Raw genomic sequence first — 16,148 nt, 5'->3', positions numbered from 1 at the left:
CCCTTAAACGTTCAACAACAAAAACTCGCGTTCCCACGGGCTGATCACTTCCATGAAGGTTTCGAACTCGGCGCGTTTGATGGCGGCATAGGTGGTGACGAAGGAGTTGCCGAAGAGGTTGCGCAGTTCGGCGTCTTCCTCGAAAAGCTCCACCGCGTCGATCAGGCCGCGGGGCAGCTCGACTTCCTTTGTGTTGACGCTGGTGGTCGCGGGCTGTTCCGGCTCGATCTTGTTCACAAGGCCGATCAGCCCGCAGGCAAGCGACGCAGCAAGGGCAAGGTAGGGGTTGGCGTCGGAAGAGGGGATGCGGTTTTCCACGCGGCGTCCATTTGGGTCGGAGCGCGGCACGCGGAACGCAGTCGTGCGGTTGTCATAGCCCCATTTGACGTTGACGGGCGCAGAAGCGTCCGGCGTCAGGCGTCGGTAAGAGTTGACGTAAGGGGCGAACATGACGAGCGCATTCGGCACATGGCGCTGCATGCCGCCGATGAAATTGCGGAAGGCTTCGCTTTCGCCGCCATCCTCATTGGTGAAGATGTTGCGCCCGGTCTTCTTGTCCACGATGGACTGATGGATATGCATCGCCGATCCCGGCTGGCCCTGAATGGGCTTCGCCATGAAGGTGGCATACATATCGTGTTTCAGCGCCGCCTCGCGGATCGTGCGCTTGAACATGAACACCTGATCGGCCAGTTCCACCGGGTCGCCATGGCGCAGGTTGATTTCAAGCTGGCCCGCGCCTTCCTCATGGATCAGCGTGTCGATCTCGAGGCCCTGACCTTCGGAGAAGTGGTAGATATCGTCGATCAGTTCGTCGAATTCGTTAACGCCCGCGATCGAATAGCCCTGACCGCCGCCGATGGCGCGGCCCGACCGGCCGACGGGCGGTGTCAGCGGATAATCGGGGTCGGGATTCTTGCGCACCAGATAGAATTCGATTTCCGGCGCCACGACCGGCTTCAATCCGCGCTTGTTATAGGCGGCAACCACATTGCGCAGCACATTGCGCGGAGTGAATTCGACCGCGCGCCCGTCCTGATATACGAGATCGCAGATGACCTGCGCCGTCGGATCGGATTCCCACGGCACAGCCGAAAGGGTCGAGAGATCCGGCATCAGCTTCAGGTCGCCGTCATCTTCCGGATAGTGGAAGCCGTAGCCGTCTTCCGGATAATCGCCGGAAATCGTCGTCATGAAGACGGCGGAAGGCAATGCCAGCGAGGTATTGGAGGTGAATTTCTTCGACGGCATCATCTTGCCGCGGGCCACCCCCGCCTGATCGGGGGTAATGCATTCGATGTCTTCGATGTCGCGCCAGGCAAGCCATTCGGTCGCCTGCTTCCAGTTCTTCACACCGCGAAGAGATTTGACATAGGCAGGCGTACGGCGACGCGGCGCGCGCGTAACCTTCTTTTCCGTCGTATCAGCAGACATCCATCACCAGAAAATGATTTCGATAACGGCATGATAGCTGTGACCGGTCACAATGACAAATGGGACAAATAGGCTGGCCAAGCTTTTGTGTGCGCCATCGCAGAAAGCGCACACAAAGAAAATCCATCTATCAGAGGCCGAAATGGCCCTTGAGCGCGGGCACGTTCGCGACCAGTTGGTCAATCAGTTGCGGGTCGTGATCGCGCACATAGTTGATCACCTGTCCGCCTGCTTCGGTGATCTGGTCGCTGGAAAGGCCGCTCGAGCGAAGCGTGGCCGCAGCCTTCAGAAGCGCGCTCATCTTTTCGCCAGCCACATTGTCCATCAGGCCCGACAGCGCGCCCATGATGCCGCCGGTGCTGTTGGCAAGCACGTCGTGGGCGCTGGCGAGTTGCTGCGCATCCGGCAGGAGCGCGAAAATCTTGTTGCCGATTTCCGGAGCGCTGTGCTGCAGCACCGAAAATACCGAACCGGCAAGCTTCTCGGCAAGCTGCGGATCGATGTTGATCTTTGTGGCGATACTGTCGATGAGTGATTGAATTGACATGATTGGTCTCGTGTTTCTCGCCCCGCAAGGCAGCTTTACCGATGCCCCGGAAAGAATGCGGTCCTTCCGGGGCATCGGGCAGGATCACGATGGGCCGTCCCGCGTCAATGCTCAAAGCGCGGCTTTGTCAGGATTGGATGAATTTTCCGTCAAGAATTGCCTACGGGCCAGCGGCGGTGGCGCTGCCAGCCCGAAGCCTACGCCGGGTTTAAAAAACCCCCGACTGGCGGGGCCAGCCGGGGAGGTCAGTTGAGGAAATCCGACCATAAAACGAGTGGTATATCAAGTCCGTTCATCGCGTAACTTTGTGTTCGGACATTCTGTCGCTGCCAAATACCGAAGTGTGTGAACATGGCGGCGACGGCGATGGTCGAAGGCATCATGATTGCTGGTTGGTGACGATAACGGGGATGAGCAAGTCTCCCCAGTTGCCGTCGCCGCCCCCGTGCTGCCGAAGGCACACAAAATGAATGAACATGGCGGCGACGGCGATGGTTGAGAGCATCACGATTGCTGGTTGGTGACGATGACCGGGATCAAGAGATCGCCCCAGTTGCCGTCGCCGACCCCGTGCTGCCGAAGGCACACAAAATGAATGAACATGGCGGCGACGGCGATAGTCGAAGGCATCATGACTGCTGGTTGGTGACGATGACGGGGATCAAGAGATCGCCCCAGTTGCCGTCGCCGCCATGATGCCGGGCCGAGCGGACCAGTTCCACGGAGACGCCTGCCTCGACCGCCTTCATGACGGTGTAGTTGAGGCGATGCAGATCGTTGGCGAGCATGCGGATAACGGTCTGCTGATCCGTGGTCATGCTTGAAGATTGTTCTTCTGCTCTTTCCTTGACGCGTGCTGGCGAATTCATGGAACTGTTCCTCCTTTTATTTGTCTTTCGACTGCTACTCGGCAGCCGGTCTGAACTGTGCTGTTTCAGTCGATTCCTTCATGGCGGTGGTCGAAGACTGGCCGCCGGTGATTGCGAGCGACACGGCATCGAAATAGCCGGTGCCGACTTCGCGCTGGTGCTTGGTCGCGGTGTAGCCGTTGGCTTCGGCTGCAAATTCCGCCTCTTGCAGCTCGGAATAGGCCGCCATCTGCCGATCCTTGTAACCGCGCGCCAGTTCGAACATGCCGTAGTTGAGCTGGTGGAAACCGGCCAGCGTGATGAACTGGAACTTGTAGCCCATCGCGCCCAGCTCACGCTGGAACTTGGCAATCGTCGCGTCGTCGAGATTCTTCTTCCAGTTGAACGACGGCGAGCAGTTATAGGCGAGCTTCTTGCCCGGATGCGCCTTGTGCACGGCTTCCGCAAAGCGGCGGGCCTGTTCGAGATCGGGCTTGGATGTTTCCATCCAGATCAGATCGCAATAGGGCGCATAGGCAATCGCGCGGGCGATGCACGGCTCGATGCCGTTCTTCACCTGATAGAAGCCTTCCGCCGTGCGGCCCGCATCGTAATCGACGAAGGGCTGGTCGCGCTCGTCGATATCCGAGGTCAGAAGCTTGGCGGCTTCCGCATCCGTGCGGGCGATGATCAGCGTCGGCGTGCCCATGATGTCGGCTGCCAGACGCGCCGCATTGAGGTTGCGGATATGCGCCGCAGTCGGGATCAGGACCTTGCCGCCAAGATGGCCGCACTTCTTTTCCGAAGCGAGCTGGTCTTCATAGTGAACGCCGGCGGCGCCTGCCTCGATGAAGGCCTTCATGATTTCAAATGCGTTGAGCGGCCCGCCAAAGCCCGCTTCCGCATCGGCAACGATGGGGGCAAACCAGGTGTCGACCGAAAGTCCCTTGCCTTCGGCGGTTTCGATCTGGTCGGCGCGCTGCAAGGTCCTGTTGATGCGCTTGGCCAGTTCCGGGGCGGCATTGGCCGGATAGAGCGACTGGTCTGGATACATAGCCGAAGCCGTATTGGCGTCGGCAGCAACCTGCCAGCCGGAGAGGTAGATCGCCTTCAAGCCGGCGCGAACCATCTGCATGGCCTGATTGCCGGAAAGCGCGCCAAGCGCATTGACGAAATCTTCCTCGTGGATCAGCTGCCAGAGGCGGTTGGCTCCCATCTCGGCCAGCGAATATTTGATCTCCACCGAACCGCGCAGCCTTTTTACGTCCTCGGCTGTATGCGCACGCTGGATGCCGTCAAAGCGGCCCTTTGGTGCCGAAGGAATAAGGCTGTAAAAATCTGTCATTTCGGTGTCTCCTCACACTTTGAACTGGTTCGGAAGAGCAATTTGTCTGCGCTCTTTCTGTGACCAGATTTACAATTGCGATTAGATAGTGGCCAGAAAAACTAACAAAACCGCCGAATAATTGAGGTAATCCTGTCGAGGTTTTGACCAGGTGGCGCTGTAAATTTGTAAATCTTGTCAATGTTCGGATTTGCCGCTACTTTGTCATGAGTTGTAAAGATCGGGAGGGTGAGTTGAGCGAACGCAAGATATTTGCCGGGCCGCGCATCAGGCGCATCCGTAACGAACGCGCTTTGACCCAGACGGCCATGGCTGAGGCGCTCGGCATCTCGCCATCCTATCTGAACCTGATCGAGCGCAACCAGCGGCCCTTGACGGTGCAGCTACTTTTAAAGCTTGCCAGCGTCTATAAGCTCGACCTCGACAGCCTTCAGGCCGAAAGCGGCTCCACGATCGCGGGTCTGAAGGAAGTGTTTTCCGATCCGCTTCTGACCGGCGAATTGCCCGGCGATCAGGAACTGGTCGAAATCGGCGAGGCGGCACCCAATGCCGCTGTCGGCATCATGAAGCTTTACCGCGCCTATCGAGAGCAACAGCAGCGCCTGTCCGACCTGTCGCAATTGCTCTCGCATGAGGGAAGCGGGGCGGAACTCTCCGCCACGCGACTGCCGCTCGATGAAGTGCGCGATGTGATGGCGCGCCGGCCTAACCATTATCCGCGCATCGAGGAAGAGGCCGAGAGCTTTTACACGCTGCTCAAGCCGGATGGCGAGTTGGCGACTGCATTGAAGGACTGGCTGCGCCGCGAGCATGGCATCACGGTTCGTTCGCTGCCGGTTGCCACAATGCCGAACTGGCGCAGGCGCTATGACCGGCATTCGCAGCGACTTTTCATTTCCGAGCGCCTGTCGCCTTTCGATCAGTTGCAGGAAATTGCCATGGAGGCAGCACTTGTCCGCATGCAGGTGGTGATCGGCGCGGAAACGGAAGGGCTGAAATTGTCATCGGGCGAAGCAAAACGCATCGCCCGGTTCGAACTGGCGCGTTATGCGGCGCAGGCCTTGATGATGCCCTATCGCCAGTTTCGCGATGCGGCGGTGCGGGCGCGTTACGATGTCGATGTGCTGCGCACGCGCTTCGGTGTTTCTTTCCAGCAGGCGGCAAACCGGCTCACGACCTTGCAGCGGCAGGGCGCAAGCGCGCTGCCCTTCTTCGTGATGGAAATCGACCATGCGGGTAACCGGCTGCGTGTCGCGGGCGCGGAAGGCTTTCCGGTTCGCTTCGGCGGGCAGTGCCCGAAACTGCCGGTCTATGCGGCTTTTGCGCAGGCCGGTCAGGTGTTGGTTGAGCCGGTGGAATTGCCGGATGGCTCCGCTTTCCTGACTATCGCCCGCACGCTGGAAGGGCCGCAGGGCGCGTTCAGCGAGCGCCCGCGCCGCACGGCGCTGCTGCTTGGCTGCGCGCTGGAGGCGGGGGGCGACACGGTTTACGGCGCCTCGCTGTCAAAGGCGGGCAACACGGAAATCGGTCCGGCCTGTCGCCTGTGCGAACGGCAAGGCTGCATCACCCGCGCCGAACCACCGCTGACGCGCCCGCTGGGGCTGGACGAGATGGTGGCGGGGCTTTCCGCCTTCGACTTCCAGTAGGGCGCGATATTTCGGTTTCTGGCCTGCACATGGCGTGGCCCATCGCTCCTCGGGAGCCTCCGAGTAGCAATTTTTATGTTCGTCCCGTCATGAGCCTGTTGACGAACGCTGTGCAATCTAAAAAAGTGCAATAAAGAAACAGTATATCCACCTTGAACCTGCACCGGAATTTATCGTGCAGATTGGAGCATATGATGGGGATCAAATCCTTCCTTCTGGCAACGACTGTCGTGACGGGCTTTGTCGCAGCCGCCACATTTTCCGCGAGCGCGCAGGAGCGGGTGGTCAATATCTACAACTGGTCGGATTATATCGACCCCCAGATTCTTGAAGATTTCAAAAAAGAGACCGGCATCAACTTTGTCTATGACAATTATGACTCCAACGAAATTCTGGAAACCAAGCTTCTGGCCGGCGGCAGCGGCTATGACGTTGTAGTGCCATCGGGCGAATTTCTCGGACGCCAGATTCCGGCCGGCGTATTCCTGAAACTCGACAAGGACAAGCTGCCGAACCTCAAGAACATGTGGGACGAAATCTCCACCCGCGCGGCAACCTACGATCCGGGCAACGAATATTCCGTCAACTATATGTGGGGCACGACGGGCATCGGCTACAACAAGGCCAAGATCAAGGAAGCGCTCGGCACCGACACGATTGACTCCTGGGCCGTTCTTTTCGATCCGGAACAGTCGGCGAAGCTCAAGGATTGCGGCATCTATCTGCTTGATTCTGCCAGCGAAATGCTGCGCCCGGCATTGAATTATCTGGGTCTCGACCCGAATTCGCCGTCGCCGGACGATCTGCAGAAGGCGCAGGATCTCTATCTCAAGATCCGCCCGAACATCCGCAAGTTCCACTCGTCGGAATATATCAACGCGCTGGCCAATGGCGATATCTGCATGGCCGTCGGCTATTCGGGCGACATCTTCCAGGCGCGCGACCGCGCCGAAAAGGCAAAGCAGGGCGTCGAGATCGGCTATTCGATCCCGAAGGAAGGCGCGCTGATCTGGTTCGACCAGATGGCAATCCCGGCCGATGCCAAGCACGTGCCGGAAGCGCTTGAATTCATAAACTACATGATGCGCCCGGAAGTGGCGGCCAAGGCTTCGAACTATGTCTTCTATGCCAATGGCAACAAGGCGTCGCAGGAATTCATCGACAAGGAAATCCTTGACGATCCGGAAATCTATCCGACCGAGGAAGTCATGAAGAAGCTGTTCGTGCCCACGCCTTACGATACCAAGACCCAGCGCGTGGTGACCCGCGCCTGGACCAAGATCGTCACAGGCCAGTAACACCTGCCGAGGGCAGGCCCGGTGAAATCGTGAAGAGCGGCTCGCTGTTTATCAGGGGGCCGCTTTCAATCTTGTAACAGCATATCGATGCAGGTTCCGGCAGGCTTATAGGGGAACGGAATGGAATCTTTTGGCAGTTTTCGCCGCAAGTTTGCGCCTTGGAACGATCCGGCAGCCAAGCCCTTCATTTCTTTTGAGAATGTGACAAAGATCTTCGGCGACTTCACTGCCGTTGACGACCTGTCGCTCAATGTTTTCAATCGCGAGTTCTTCGCGCTGCTGGGCGCTTCGGGCTGCGGCAAGACCACGCTGATGCGGATGCTGGCGGGCTTCGAGGAGCCGACCTCCGGCCGCATCACGCTCGACGGTCAGGACATGCGCGGCATCCCGCCCTATAAGCGCCCCGTCAACATGATGTTCCAGTCCTATGCGCTGTTTCCGCATATGACGGTGGAGAAGAATATCGCCTTCGGCCTGAAGCAGGACGGCATGGCGAAATCGGAAATCGATGCGCGCGTAGCTGAAATGCTGAAACTCGTGAAGCTGGAGCAATATGGCAAGCGCAAGCCGCACCAGCTTTCCGGAGGCCAGCGCCAGCGCGTGGCGCTTGCCCGTTCGGTGGCCAAGCGCCCGAAGGTGCTGCTGCTGGACGAACCGCTTGGCGCGCTGGACAAGAAGCTGCGCGAGGAAACCCAGTTCGAGCTAATGGATTTGCAGGTCAAGCTCGGCATGACCTTCATGGTCGTCACCCACGATCAGGAAGAAGCCATGACCATGTCCGACCGTATCGCGGTGATGGACAAGGGACGCATCAAGCAGGTGGCGACGCCAGCCGAGGTATATGAAGCGCCGCGCTCCAAATTCGTGGCCGACTTCATCGGCAATGTGAACATCATTGAAGGCGAGGTGGTGAAAGCCGCCAACGGCGAGGCTGAGATCGCCACGGAAAAATTCGGCTTCCACATTCAGACCGAGACCCGCGAAGAGCTGACGCCCGGCCAGAAGGTCTGGTATGCGGTGCGCCCGGAAAAGACGCGGATCACGCGCGAAAAGCCGGAGGACGCGTCAGTCAATGCGGTGGAAGGCGAGCTTTGGGATATCGCCTATTTCGGCGACATGACGGTGTTTCATGTGCGGCTGGACAATGGCCGCACAATCAAGGCCGCAAGCCTCAATGCCGTGCGCAGGACCGAAAATCCGCTGACCTATGACGAGCGCGTCTGGGTTTCCTTCGATACCGACGCCGGTCTGGTGCTCACAGCGTGAGGATTGCCCCATGCAGAAGCTGATTGCTTCCATTGCCAGCCGTCTCGTCATCGCGGTGCCGTATCTCTGGCTGCTGGTATTCTTCCTCGTCCCGTTCTTCATCGTCTTCAAGATTTCGCTGTCGGAAGTCGCGATGGCGGTGCCAGCCTATGCGCCGACTTTTGATCTCGCGCAAGGATTTGCGGCGACATGGGAAAAAATCAAACAGCTTTCGTTCGCCAATTATCTGTGGCTGCTGGATGATCCGCTTTATTACAAAGCCTATCTGTCGAGTGTCCGCATAGCGGCGATTTCTACCTTTCTGACATTGCTGGTGGCCTATCCGATGGCCTATGGCATGGCGCGTGCGCCGGCAACGATCCGTCCGACGCTCCTGATGCTGGTGATCCTGCCGTTCTGGACGTCGTTTCTGATCCGCGTCTATGCTTGGATCGGGATTTTGAAGCCGGAAGGCCTGCTCAACCAGTTTCTGATGTGGCTCAATATCATCGATACGCCGCTCAACATTCTCAATACCGATACGGCCATCTTCATTGGTATCGTCTATTCCTATCTGCCATTCATGGTTCTGCCGATCTATTCCTCGCTGGAAAAGATGGACTATTCGCTTATCGAAGCGGCGCAGGATCTCGGCTGCACACCGTTTGCGGCCTTCTGGAAAATCACGTTCCCGCTGTCGCTGGCTGGCGTGCTGGCTGGTTGCTTCCTCGTGTTCATTCCGGCTGTGGGCGAATTCGTGATCCCGGATCTTCTCGGCGGGTCGCAGACCCTGATGATCGGCAAGACGATCTGGAGCGAGTTCTTCTCCAATCGCGACTGGCCGGTCTCGTCGGCGGTGGCCGTGGTGCTGCTGATCCTGCTGATCGTTCCCATCGTGATCTTCCAGCAGGTGCAGGCGCGGGCACAGGAAAAGGAAAAATAGGATGCAGAACAACTGGTCCCGCTTCAATATTGCATCGGTGGCTCTGGGCTTTGCGTTCCTCTATTTGCCCATCGTGCTTCTCGTTATCTATTCGTTCAACGAATCCCGGCTGGTCACGGTCTGGGCGGGTTTCTCGACCAAATGGTATGTGGAGCTTTTTCGCAATCAGGCGCTGATGGATGCCGCGTGGGTGACGATCCGTGTCGGCCTTCTGTCGGCAACGATTGCCACTGTCCTGGGTACGCTCGCAGCGCTGGCGCTGACGCGCTACACGCGCTTTCGCGGGCGCATCCTGTTTTCCGGCATGGTCTATGCCCCGCTCGTCATGCCCGATGTCATCACCGGCCTTTCGCTGCTTCTGTTGTTCGTCGCGATGAATTTCGACCGCGGCTTCTGGACGGTGACGCTCGCGCATATCACCTTTTCGATGTGTTTCGTAGCGGTCGTCGTGCAGTCACGTCTGGTGAGCTTCGACCGCTCGCTGGAGGAAGCGGCGATGGACCTCGGCGCACCGCCTGTCACGACTTTCATGAAAGTGACGTTGCCGGTGATCCTTCCCGCCGTGGTTTCCGGCTGGATGCTGGCTTTCACCCTGTCGCTCGACGATCTGGTGATCGCAAGCTTCACCTCCGGCCCGGGGGCGACGACGCTGCCGATGAAAATCTACAGTCAGGTGCGCCTTGGCGTCACGCCGGAAATCAACGCGATCTGTACGATCCTGATTGCGCTGGTCACCACGGGCGTCATCGTCGCATCCATCGTCAACAAGCGCCGCGAAGTGCAGCGCCGCCGAGATGAGCAGGCGGCATTCCGTCTGGGGTAAAGGGGAAGGGGTTTACTGCCCCGTTCCCATGGATGATGGCGAGATAAACGGCCTGTCCCACGAGCCGCCCACGAAGAAATTGAGCGGCGGCTTTGCGGGCGGGGCTTCGGCAGGCGACTGACCGTTCTGATCACCCGTGCCGCCTTCCTGCTGCTGTTGCGGCTGGCCGTTCGGAAAGACAACCTCACCGCTCAGCGCCAGGCTGCGATCCACAAATGGCACGATGCCTGCCAGCGTCAGCGTTCCGTCGGAGGTGTCGAGACGCGCATTTTCAAGCGTCGCCACACCATCGGAAAGATTGGCCTTCACATCCAGACGATTGAAGGCAAGCGCCACATTTTCCTTGCGTTCAAGCGCGAAAAAACGCTGGCTTTGCGCCTTGGAGAGAAAATCCTGCACGGCAAAACCCTGCATCTGGCCGTTGTTGAGCTGGATGGAAACGTTGCCCTGCGCGCTGGTCAGAAGGCCGGACCAACGATTGACCGGGCCTTTCATGAACAGGGAAACATTGCCCTTGCCGCTCACGAAGGGCTTCTCGAAGCCCATTGCGGTGAAGAATTGGGCGCTGTCGATATCCGAAGCGTTGAAGCGCAATTCGCCGCTCGCGCTTTTCAGGTCGCGTACGATCTGCACATTGGCCTGCATGATGCCGTTGAAGGCCTTGGCGTCGCCGATGTCGAAGATAGCGCGGCCGCCGCGTATCTGCACGGCAGCCGCCACGCCCGTCATATTAACCGGCCCCGCCGTGGCGTTCTGCGCGGAAAGACGCAGATCGACTTCGGCACGATCGATGAAGCTCGTGTCGACCAGTTCCCGGTCTGGATTGTCACGCTCGCTCGGCGAACGCGCGGCGCTGTCGGGAAGCGGAATGAAGGCTGAAAACAGGCGGCGAAGATCCAGCTTGTCGAAAGCCAGAGTGCCCGTCACCGCCGGTTGCGCCTGTTCCAGCCCGATTTCGATCACGCCCTTGGCAGGGCTGTCATTGGCGGTCATCTCCACGTCAGCGAATTTGAGCCGTTTCGGTGTCGCGGTGATGGCGGATTCCAGCGAAAACGCGCCGATCTCCGCGCTGCCCGCGACAGGCGGGAGGCTAAGCCAGCGCACTGCGCCGCTGAGTGACGGGGTTTTGCCGGTCAGGGCACCCTCGAAAAACCGGTCCTTGGAGATATTGGCCTTGCCCTGAAAAGTCAGGCTCAATGGATTGGAGGTGAGGCTTGCGGTCACATCCGATGTGCCGCCCGCCAGGAGCGGCAGCGCCTGCGCGGCGGTCAGGCTGAACTGCGAAGTCTCGTCACGCCATCTGGCACTGCCTTTCAGCGTCGCGGCGCTGGACGTACGCGGCCATTCCAATGTTGCGCTGACATTGGTTATCTGCTCGTCGCTGGTGATTTCCGGTTCGCTGCCCGGTCGGTTGAAGGCAATCGTTCCGTCGCGAACCACGACGCGACCAAAAGGCTGCGAAGCCTGCTGCGCGGCGAGCGCATTGCCGCCGGAACCGCTTTGCTGCAATGCCCGCTGCGCGCGGATCGCGGTGCCAAGGCGTCCGTTGGAATTGGCGATGGCGTCGAGGAGCTGCGAGAAATTCGCGACCGGCCCGTCGAGGTTGACGTGCGGCCGGACGATCTGCGTTTCGGAAAACGAGATATGTCCCATGATGGCGTCAAGCGGCGAAAGTTCCACATCGATACGGTCGGCGCTCATGAGCGGCTTCTGGCCCTGATCGGTGAGCTTGCTGAGCGTCACGCCGTTCAGGGAGGCGCGCAGAACAGGGAATACTTTCAGGCGAGGCGCTTGCTTGAGTTCAACGCTGTAACCAGTCCAGGCGCTGATTTCCTGAGCAACGCGGATACGGATGGCATCGGTGGACACGATGAAAGGCACCACAGCCAGCAAGGTTGCTGCAGCCGCGGCGCAGAGAATGACGAGCGCAATTATGAGGCGCGTAAATCGGGGCCAGCGCATCAACCATCCAATCAGTGAAACAAGGTTACGGTGTAAACTAGAGTATTTTTCAGTCAAATGGAAAGATGGGATGCCGCATAAATGCGGCGAAAACAAAGAGATAGGGTGCGCTTTGAAGGGTTGTGGCGCCCGAGAAGGGCGGCAAACGCCGAATGGTTAATCAATTGCTGCGCGGAAAATTAACCCTGATTTTACAGAGGCTACCAAGATGTAAACCCGAAACCAAGAATTTAAGCCCTTGTTAACCGGCTTCACGCGATAAGGAATGCAACACCTGAGTGATGATCGAGCTGCCGTTTCCGGTGCTCCGTTGCGAATTGCTTTTGTGTCCTTTTGTCTCTGAGATTCCGATAGCGCCGGTTCGTCCGGCGCTTTTTTTTGCCCACGCAGGGGCATGGGAATCTTCCGGAGGGAAGGTCAGTCAGCCAGAACGCGGGTGGGCGGAAAGGCGATCTCGACCACCGTTCCGTGGCCCGGCGTGGAATCGATGGCAAATTGCGCCCGATTTGCTTCCACCATGGCTTTGGTCAGCGGCAGGCCCAGGCCGGTGCCTTCGCTGCGCCAGTCCCTGGCGCTTTCAGCCTTGCGGCGTTCCAGCGCGTTGACCTGCCGGAAGGGTTTCAGAGCCTGCTCGACCTCGGATTTGGTCATGCCGATGCCGGTATCGCGCACCCGCATCACGACATCGCCGTTCAATTCGTAGCTTGTCGACACGATTACCTGACCGCCCGGCGCGGTGAAGCGCACCGCGTTGGACAGAAGGTTCAGTGCAACCTGCTTGATCGAGCGCGCATCGGCAACAATGTCGGGCAGGTTGGACTGGAAACTGGAGCGGATGATGACGCGCTCGCGGTTGGCCTGCGGCTGCATCAGCGCTATGGCTTCCGCAATGGCATCGTTGAGCGACACCGCTTCAAACTGCATGTCGAGAGCGCCGGCTTCGATCTTCGAGATGTCGAGCAGGTCATTGACCAGCGCCAGCACATGATTGCCGGAACGATTGATGTCGCGCAGATAATCCCGATAACGGTCATTGCCGATAGGACCGAACTTCTCGTCAGCCATCAGTTCCGAAAAGCCGATGATCGCATTGAGCGGCGTGCGGATTTCGTGGCTGATGCGCGCCAGAAATTCGGTCTTCTGGCTCGAGGCTCGCTCGGCCTCCTTGCGTGCATTGGTCAGTTCTTCTTCGGTGCGCTTCCACTGCGTGATGTCACGCAGCACGGCGCAGAACCCGCGCGTATGCGGCAGTTTGCCGATGGTCATGAACAGCGGAATGAACCCGCCCTTTGCTTCACGGCCAATCACCTCGCGCCCATCGTTGAGAACGCTCAGCACGCCGTTGCCGGAAAGACCGTGCAGATAGTCCATCGCCGCGCGCTGGCTTTCGATGGCAAACAGCATGGAGAAGAACTTGCCTTCCGTCTCCTCGCGATCATAGCCGAAAAGGGCCGAGGCCGAATGGTTCATGGAGCGGATGCGGCCTTCCGGGTCGATGAGGACAACGCCGTCGGTCGCCGTGTCGAGAATGGTCTTCAGTTCCTCGACATGATCGGCAAGCGCCTGCTTCTCGTCGTCCGTATCCATCGCAACCGGCGTTTCAGCCGGAGCGGCGGTTTCGGCCAAGGCCGGTGCGGCCGGTGTCGCCGCAGGCATCAGGCTTAGCATGAGTGCACGGCCATCACGCCAGGCAATGGCATTGAGGTGTGCATCGACAGGTTCTTCGCTGCCATCGGCGCGGCGCAGAACCATGCCCTGTCGTGTTTCGCCATCGTCGCTTTCGCTGTTGAACAGCACATCGACGCCGCCCGCGCCGCGAATATCGCCAAGCGATTCATAGCCGGTCAAATCGAGCAGCGCCTGATTGACGTAATGAATCTCATCGCCCGAATGGATGATGACCGGCACAGGCAGGTTGGCCAGCAGGGCGGTTTCATCGGCAGGGATTGCTGTGGGTGCCGGAAGTGCCGCTTCTTCCACGGTAGGCTCGACCGGCTTCGGGGTTTCGACAACAGCCTCTTCCGCTATCGCGCTCGCTTCGCTTTCGGCACGTGAACTTGCAAGACCCTGCTTGCGCAGACGGTCGGCGATTTCGCGAAAGGCATTGCGTTCGGTTTTGGTCAGTCCGCCTTCGGGGCGCTCTTCGCGCTCCCGTTCCTTCAGGATGCGCGCCTGATCCGCAGCCACCTTCTCCTGCGCGCAGGCGTTCAGCAGGCTGATGACCTTGTCGGATTCGCGACGGCCCGGCGTCGGCGCAATATCGAGCGGCGGCTTGGGCAAGGTTGCGGCAGGCCTGTCGTCATTGGCAACTTCTTCGCCCAGCGCCAGAATATCGTCATCTTCGACAGGGATCGCCGTTTCAACGGTCTCGCTGGCGGGCTTGCGCGTTTGCGGGATGCCGCCTGCAAGCACCAGGCCGATTTTTTCGGGGTCCTTTTCCGCATCCGCCGGGCGGACCACGCCGAAGCCGCGAAAGCCGGTGAATTCCCGGTCACGGGAATAGACGGGCAGGGCGGCAAGCTCCACCGGCACACGCAGGTCCGTGCCTTCGACCGGCCACATCAGGCGTTTTCCCGACCACGTATCGCGCTTGTCGAGGAGGGCGGCAATGCTGCCATCGGGATCGAAGCCGAAGACATTGGCGACATCGGCAAAGCGGCGTCCGACGACATCGGCTGCATTCGGCCCGATCGTCGCTGCAAGATCCGGGGATACTTCGCTGAATGCGCCATCCGGCCCGACCTTCCAGATGAAGCGCGCGGGCGGCGCATCCTGATCGAACACAAAATTTCGGGATTTCGGCTGATCGGCGGGAGCCTCTTCGCGCATATCGACATGCGCGCTCTCCACGGGCTCGGGAAGCATCTCTTCCAGTATTTCCTCCGCCTCGCCCGGCAGCGCAACTGGCGTTGACTGTTGGGCTTCAGGCGCATCGCCGATGATGCAGAGAAGATGCATGGGGCGCGTATCGGTCAGCCGCGCGATAGCTCCCGGCACAGAATGGTTTCCGGCGCGGATGCGGCGCTTGACGATACGGTCAGCCGCGTCGGCGGCTTCGATGACGAGGTCTTCCAGTGTGGCGGAAGAAATTTCAAGCGCGGCAAAACGCGGGCTCGCTGCAATCACGCGGCTGTCCGCGTCGATCAGGGCGACATGCGTGCTTTCATCGCTGAGACCGGAAATAATTGCGTCCGCTTCGCCATCCTTGCCATCGGCGGTCAGCAGCAGGCCGGACACGCCGTCGGGAAGTGCGATATGCGAAACGCTGAAACGGGTAAGGTCCGATCGCAGGCCCCCGCCAAGACGAATGGAAATGGTGCGGGTTTCACCGTCCGTATTGCTGTTCGATGAGGCAATTTGCCGGCGTGTGGCAATGGGCAGATCAAGGCTGCTGCCAATCAAGTCTTCGACGCGCTCGAAGCCGAAAAGCTTTGCGCCGGGACCATTGACCCAGAGCACCGCCGACAGGTCATGCGTCAGCACGAGCTGCGCATCGCCCTTTGCAAAGCCCTCGCGGATAGAATCCAGCGCGGCAATATCGATGAAGGGGTATGATCCTGACATACCAGTCCTTACCTGTTCTTTCGACCGCCCGCAGTGCTCGTTAACGCCCTGTTAATAAGCCTCTTGTGGGCGCGGGTCCACATTGCCATTGGATATGGGCCGCATTTTCTATTTCATTAGTTAATACCGGAAAGGCAATTTTACAGGCCCAAGCCAATATCCCGGTTGTGCACAGCCGGTCACCTATAATGGTTACCAGCCCGTGACCTTTATCAGCGCGATTTGACATAGAAACCCGCAATTGGGAATTTCTCAAAAAATAGAGCTATAATCACTTGCAATATGGATCGATTCTCCGTATGTGACCCCCTGTCGGCGACGCCAGAGCGTCACGCAGCCGACACAAAGGTACGCGGTCGTAGCTCAGTTGGTTAGAGCGCAGGATTGTGGCTCCTGAGGTCGTTGGTTCAACTCCAACCGACCGTACCATTGCCTCCACATATTTACCGATGTCGAGAAGCGCTGACGCAAGATTTGCGTGGCGGCTCGTTAC

The 16,148-nt window shown here is 59.1% G+C and carries 12 protein-coding genes and 1 tRNA gene; 6 read left to right on the top strand and 7 right to left on the bottom strand.

Annotation, left to right across the window (positions count from 1 at the left end):
• Positions 1 to 3: 3 nt before the first annotated feature.
• From F9K78_RS03680 to aceA, 5 genes are all read right to left on the bottom strand, one after another.
• Positions 4 to 1,434, bottom strand: coding sequence for a glutamine synthetase family protein (locus F9K78_RS03680; RefSeq protein ID WP_121985270.1), 1,431 nt, complete (start codon positions 1,432 to 1,434; stop codon positions 4 to 6).
• 130 nt (positions 1,435 to 1,564) lie between these two features.
• The gene (locus F9K78_RS03675; RefSeq protein WP_121981991.1) at positions 1,565 to 1,981 is read right to left on the bottom strand and encodes a DUF2267 domain-containing protein; all 417 of its coding nucleotides are present in this window, start codon (positions 1,979 to 1,981) and stop codon (positions 1,565 to 1,567) included.
• Positions 1,982 to 2,485: 504 nt separating this feature from the next.
• Positions 2,486 to 2,611 carry a hypothetical protein gene (locus F9K78_RS22200; RefSeq protein ID WP_268902996.1) on the bottom strand — a complete coding sequence of 42 codons (126 nt, stop codon included), beginning with the start codon at positions 2,609 to 2,611 and terminating at the stop codon, positions 2,486 to 2,488.
• Positions 2,611 to 2,850: an SMc00767 family acetate metabolism repressor gene (locus tag F9K78_RS03670; protein ID WP_100650836.1), complete on the bottom strand. Its 240-nt coding sequence runs from the start codon at positions 2,848 to 2,850 to the stop codon at positions 2,611 to 2,613. The genes F9K78_RS22200 and F9K78_RS03670 overlap by 1 nt, the downstream gene beginning before the upstream one ends.
• Before the next feature lie 34 nt (positions 2,851 to 2,884).
• On the bottom strand, positions 2,885 to 4,174 hold the full coding sequence (gene aceA, locus F9K78_RS03665) for an isocitrate lyase (protein ID WP_121981989.1): 1,290 nt from the start codon (positions 4,172 to 4,174) through the stop codon (positions 2,885 to 2,887).
• Positions 4,175 to 4,407: 233 nt separating this feature from the next.
• Here aceA and F9K78_RS03660 point away from each other — a divergent pair, with 233 nt between their 5' ends.
• From F9K78_RS03660 to F9K78_RS03640, 5 genes are all read left to right on the top strand, one after another.
• Positions 4,408 to 5,820, top strand: coding sequence for a helix-turn-helix domain-containing protein (locus F9K78_RS03660; RefSeq protein ID WP_121981988.1), 1,413 nt, complete (start codon positions 4,408 to 4,410; stop codon positions 5,818 to 5,820).
• Positions 5,821 to 6,014: 194 nt separating this feature from the next.
• Positions 6,015 to 7,118, top strand: coding sequence for a polyamine ABC transporter substrate-binding protein (locus tag F9K78_RS03655; protein WP_121982048.1), 1,104 nt, complete (start codon positions 6,015 to 6,017; stop codon positions 7,116 to 7,118).
• A gap of 120 nt (positions 7,119 to 7,238) precedes the next feature.
• A complete protein-coding gene (locus tag F9K78_RS03650; protein ID WP_121981987.1) occupies positions 7,239 to 8,384 on the top strand; it encodes an ABC transporter ATP-binding protein in 1,146 nt (381 codons plus the stop codon).
• 10 nt (positions 8,385 to 8,394) lie between these two features.
• Positions 8,395 to 9,306: an ABC transporter permease subunit gene (locus F9K78_RS03645; protein WP_121981986.1), complete on the top strand. Its 912-nt coding sequence runs from the start codon at positions 8,395 to 8,397 to the stop codon at positions 9,304 to 9,306.
• Position 9,307: 1 nt separating this feature from the next.
• A complete protein-coding gene (locus tag F9K78_RS03640; RefSeq protein ID WP_121981985.1) occupies positions 9,308 to 10,129 on the top strand; it encodes an ABC transporter permease in 822 nt (273 codons plus the stop codon).
• Positions 10,130 to 10,141: 12 nt separating this feature from the next.
• Here the strand turns inward: F9K78_RS03640 and F9K78_RS03635 are convergent, their stop codons facing one another.
• Complete coding sequence (locus tag F9K78_RS03635; RefSeq protein ID WP_121981984.1) at positions 10,142 to 12,091, bottom strand: AsmA family protein; 1,950 nt, start codon at positions 12,089 to 12,091, stop codon at positions 10,142 to 10,144.
• 417 nt (positions 12,092 to 12,508) lie between these two features.
• Entirely contained in the window at positions 12,509 to 15,655 is a 3,147-nt protein-coding gene (gene pdhS / locus F9K78_RS03630; RefSeq protein WP_121981983.1) for a cell-division control histidine kinase PdhS, read from the bottom strand.
• A gap of 352 nt (positions 15,656 to 16,007) precedes the next feature.
• Here pdhS and F9K78_RS03625 point away from each other — a divergent pair.
• Positions 16,008 to 16,084: transfer RNA gene (locus F9K78_RS03625), tRNA-His, on the top strand.
• The last annotated feature ends 64 nt before the right edge of the window (positions 16,085 to 16,148 follow it).

The sequence above is a fragment of the Brucella pseudintermedia genome (assembly GCF_008932435.1).
GTDB lineage: Bacteria > Pseudomonadota > Alphaproteobacteria > Rhizobiales > Rhizobiaceae > Brucella > Brucella pseudintermedia.
The sequence above is the reverse complement of the archived record's forward strand: the minus strand, read 5'-3'. Positions and strand labels throughout refer to the sequence as shown.

Coding starts and splice junctions, on each gene's coding strand:
- F9K78_RS03680 (WP_121985270.1), bottom strand. CDS start 1,434: ATGTCTGCTGATACGACGGAAAAGAAGGTTACGCGCGCGCCGCGTCGC.
- F9K78_RS03675 (WP_121981991.1), bottom strand. CDS start 1,981: ATGTCAATTCAATCACTCATCGACAGTATCGCCACAAAGATCAACATC.
- F9K78_RS22200 (WP_268902996.1), bottom strand. CDS start 2,611: ATGCCTTCGACTATCGCCGTCGCCGCCATGTTCATTCATTTTGTGTGC.
- F9K78_RS03670 (WP_100650836.1), bottom strand. CDS start 2,850: ATGAATTCGCCAGCACGCGTCAAGGAAAGAGCAGAAGAACAATCTTCA.
- aceA (WP_121981989.1), bottom strand. CDS start 4,174: ATGACAGATTTTTACAGCCTTATTCCTTCGGCACCAAAGGGCCGCTTT.
- F9K78_RS03655 (WP_121982048.1), top strand. CDS start 6,015: ATGGGGATCAAATCCTTCCTTCTGGCAACGACTGTCGTGACGGGCTTT.
- F9K78_RS03650 (WP_121981987.1), top strand. CDS start 7,239: ATGGAATCTTTTGGCAGTTTTCGCCGCAAGTTTGCGCCTTGGAACGAT.
- F9K78_RS03645 (WP_121981986.1), top strand. CDS start 8,395: ATGCAGAAGCTGATTGCTTCCATTGCCAGCCGTCTCGTCATCGCGGTG.
- F9K78_RS03640 (WP_121981985.1), top strand. CDS start 9,308: ATGCAGAACAACTGGTCCCGCTTCAATATTGCATCGGTGGCTCTGGGC.
- F9K78_RS03635 (WP_121981984.1), bottom strand. CDS start 12,091: ATGCGCTGGCCCCGATTTACGCGCCTCATAATTGCGCTCGTCATTCTC.
- pdhS (WP_121981983.1), bottom strand. CDS start 15,655: ATGTCAGGATCATACCCCTTCATCGATATTGCCGCGCTGGATTCTATC.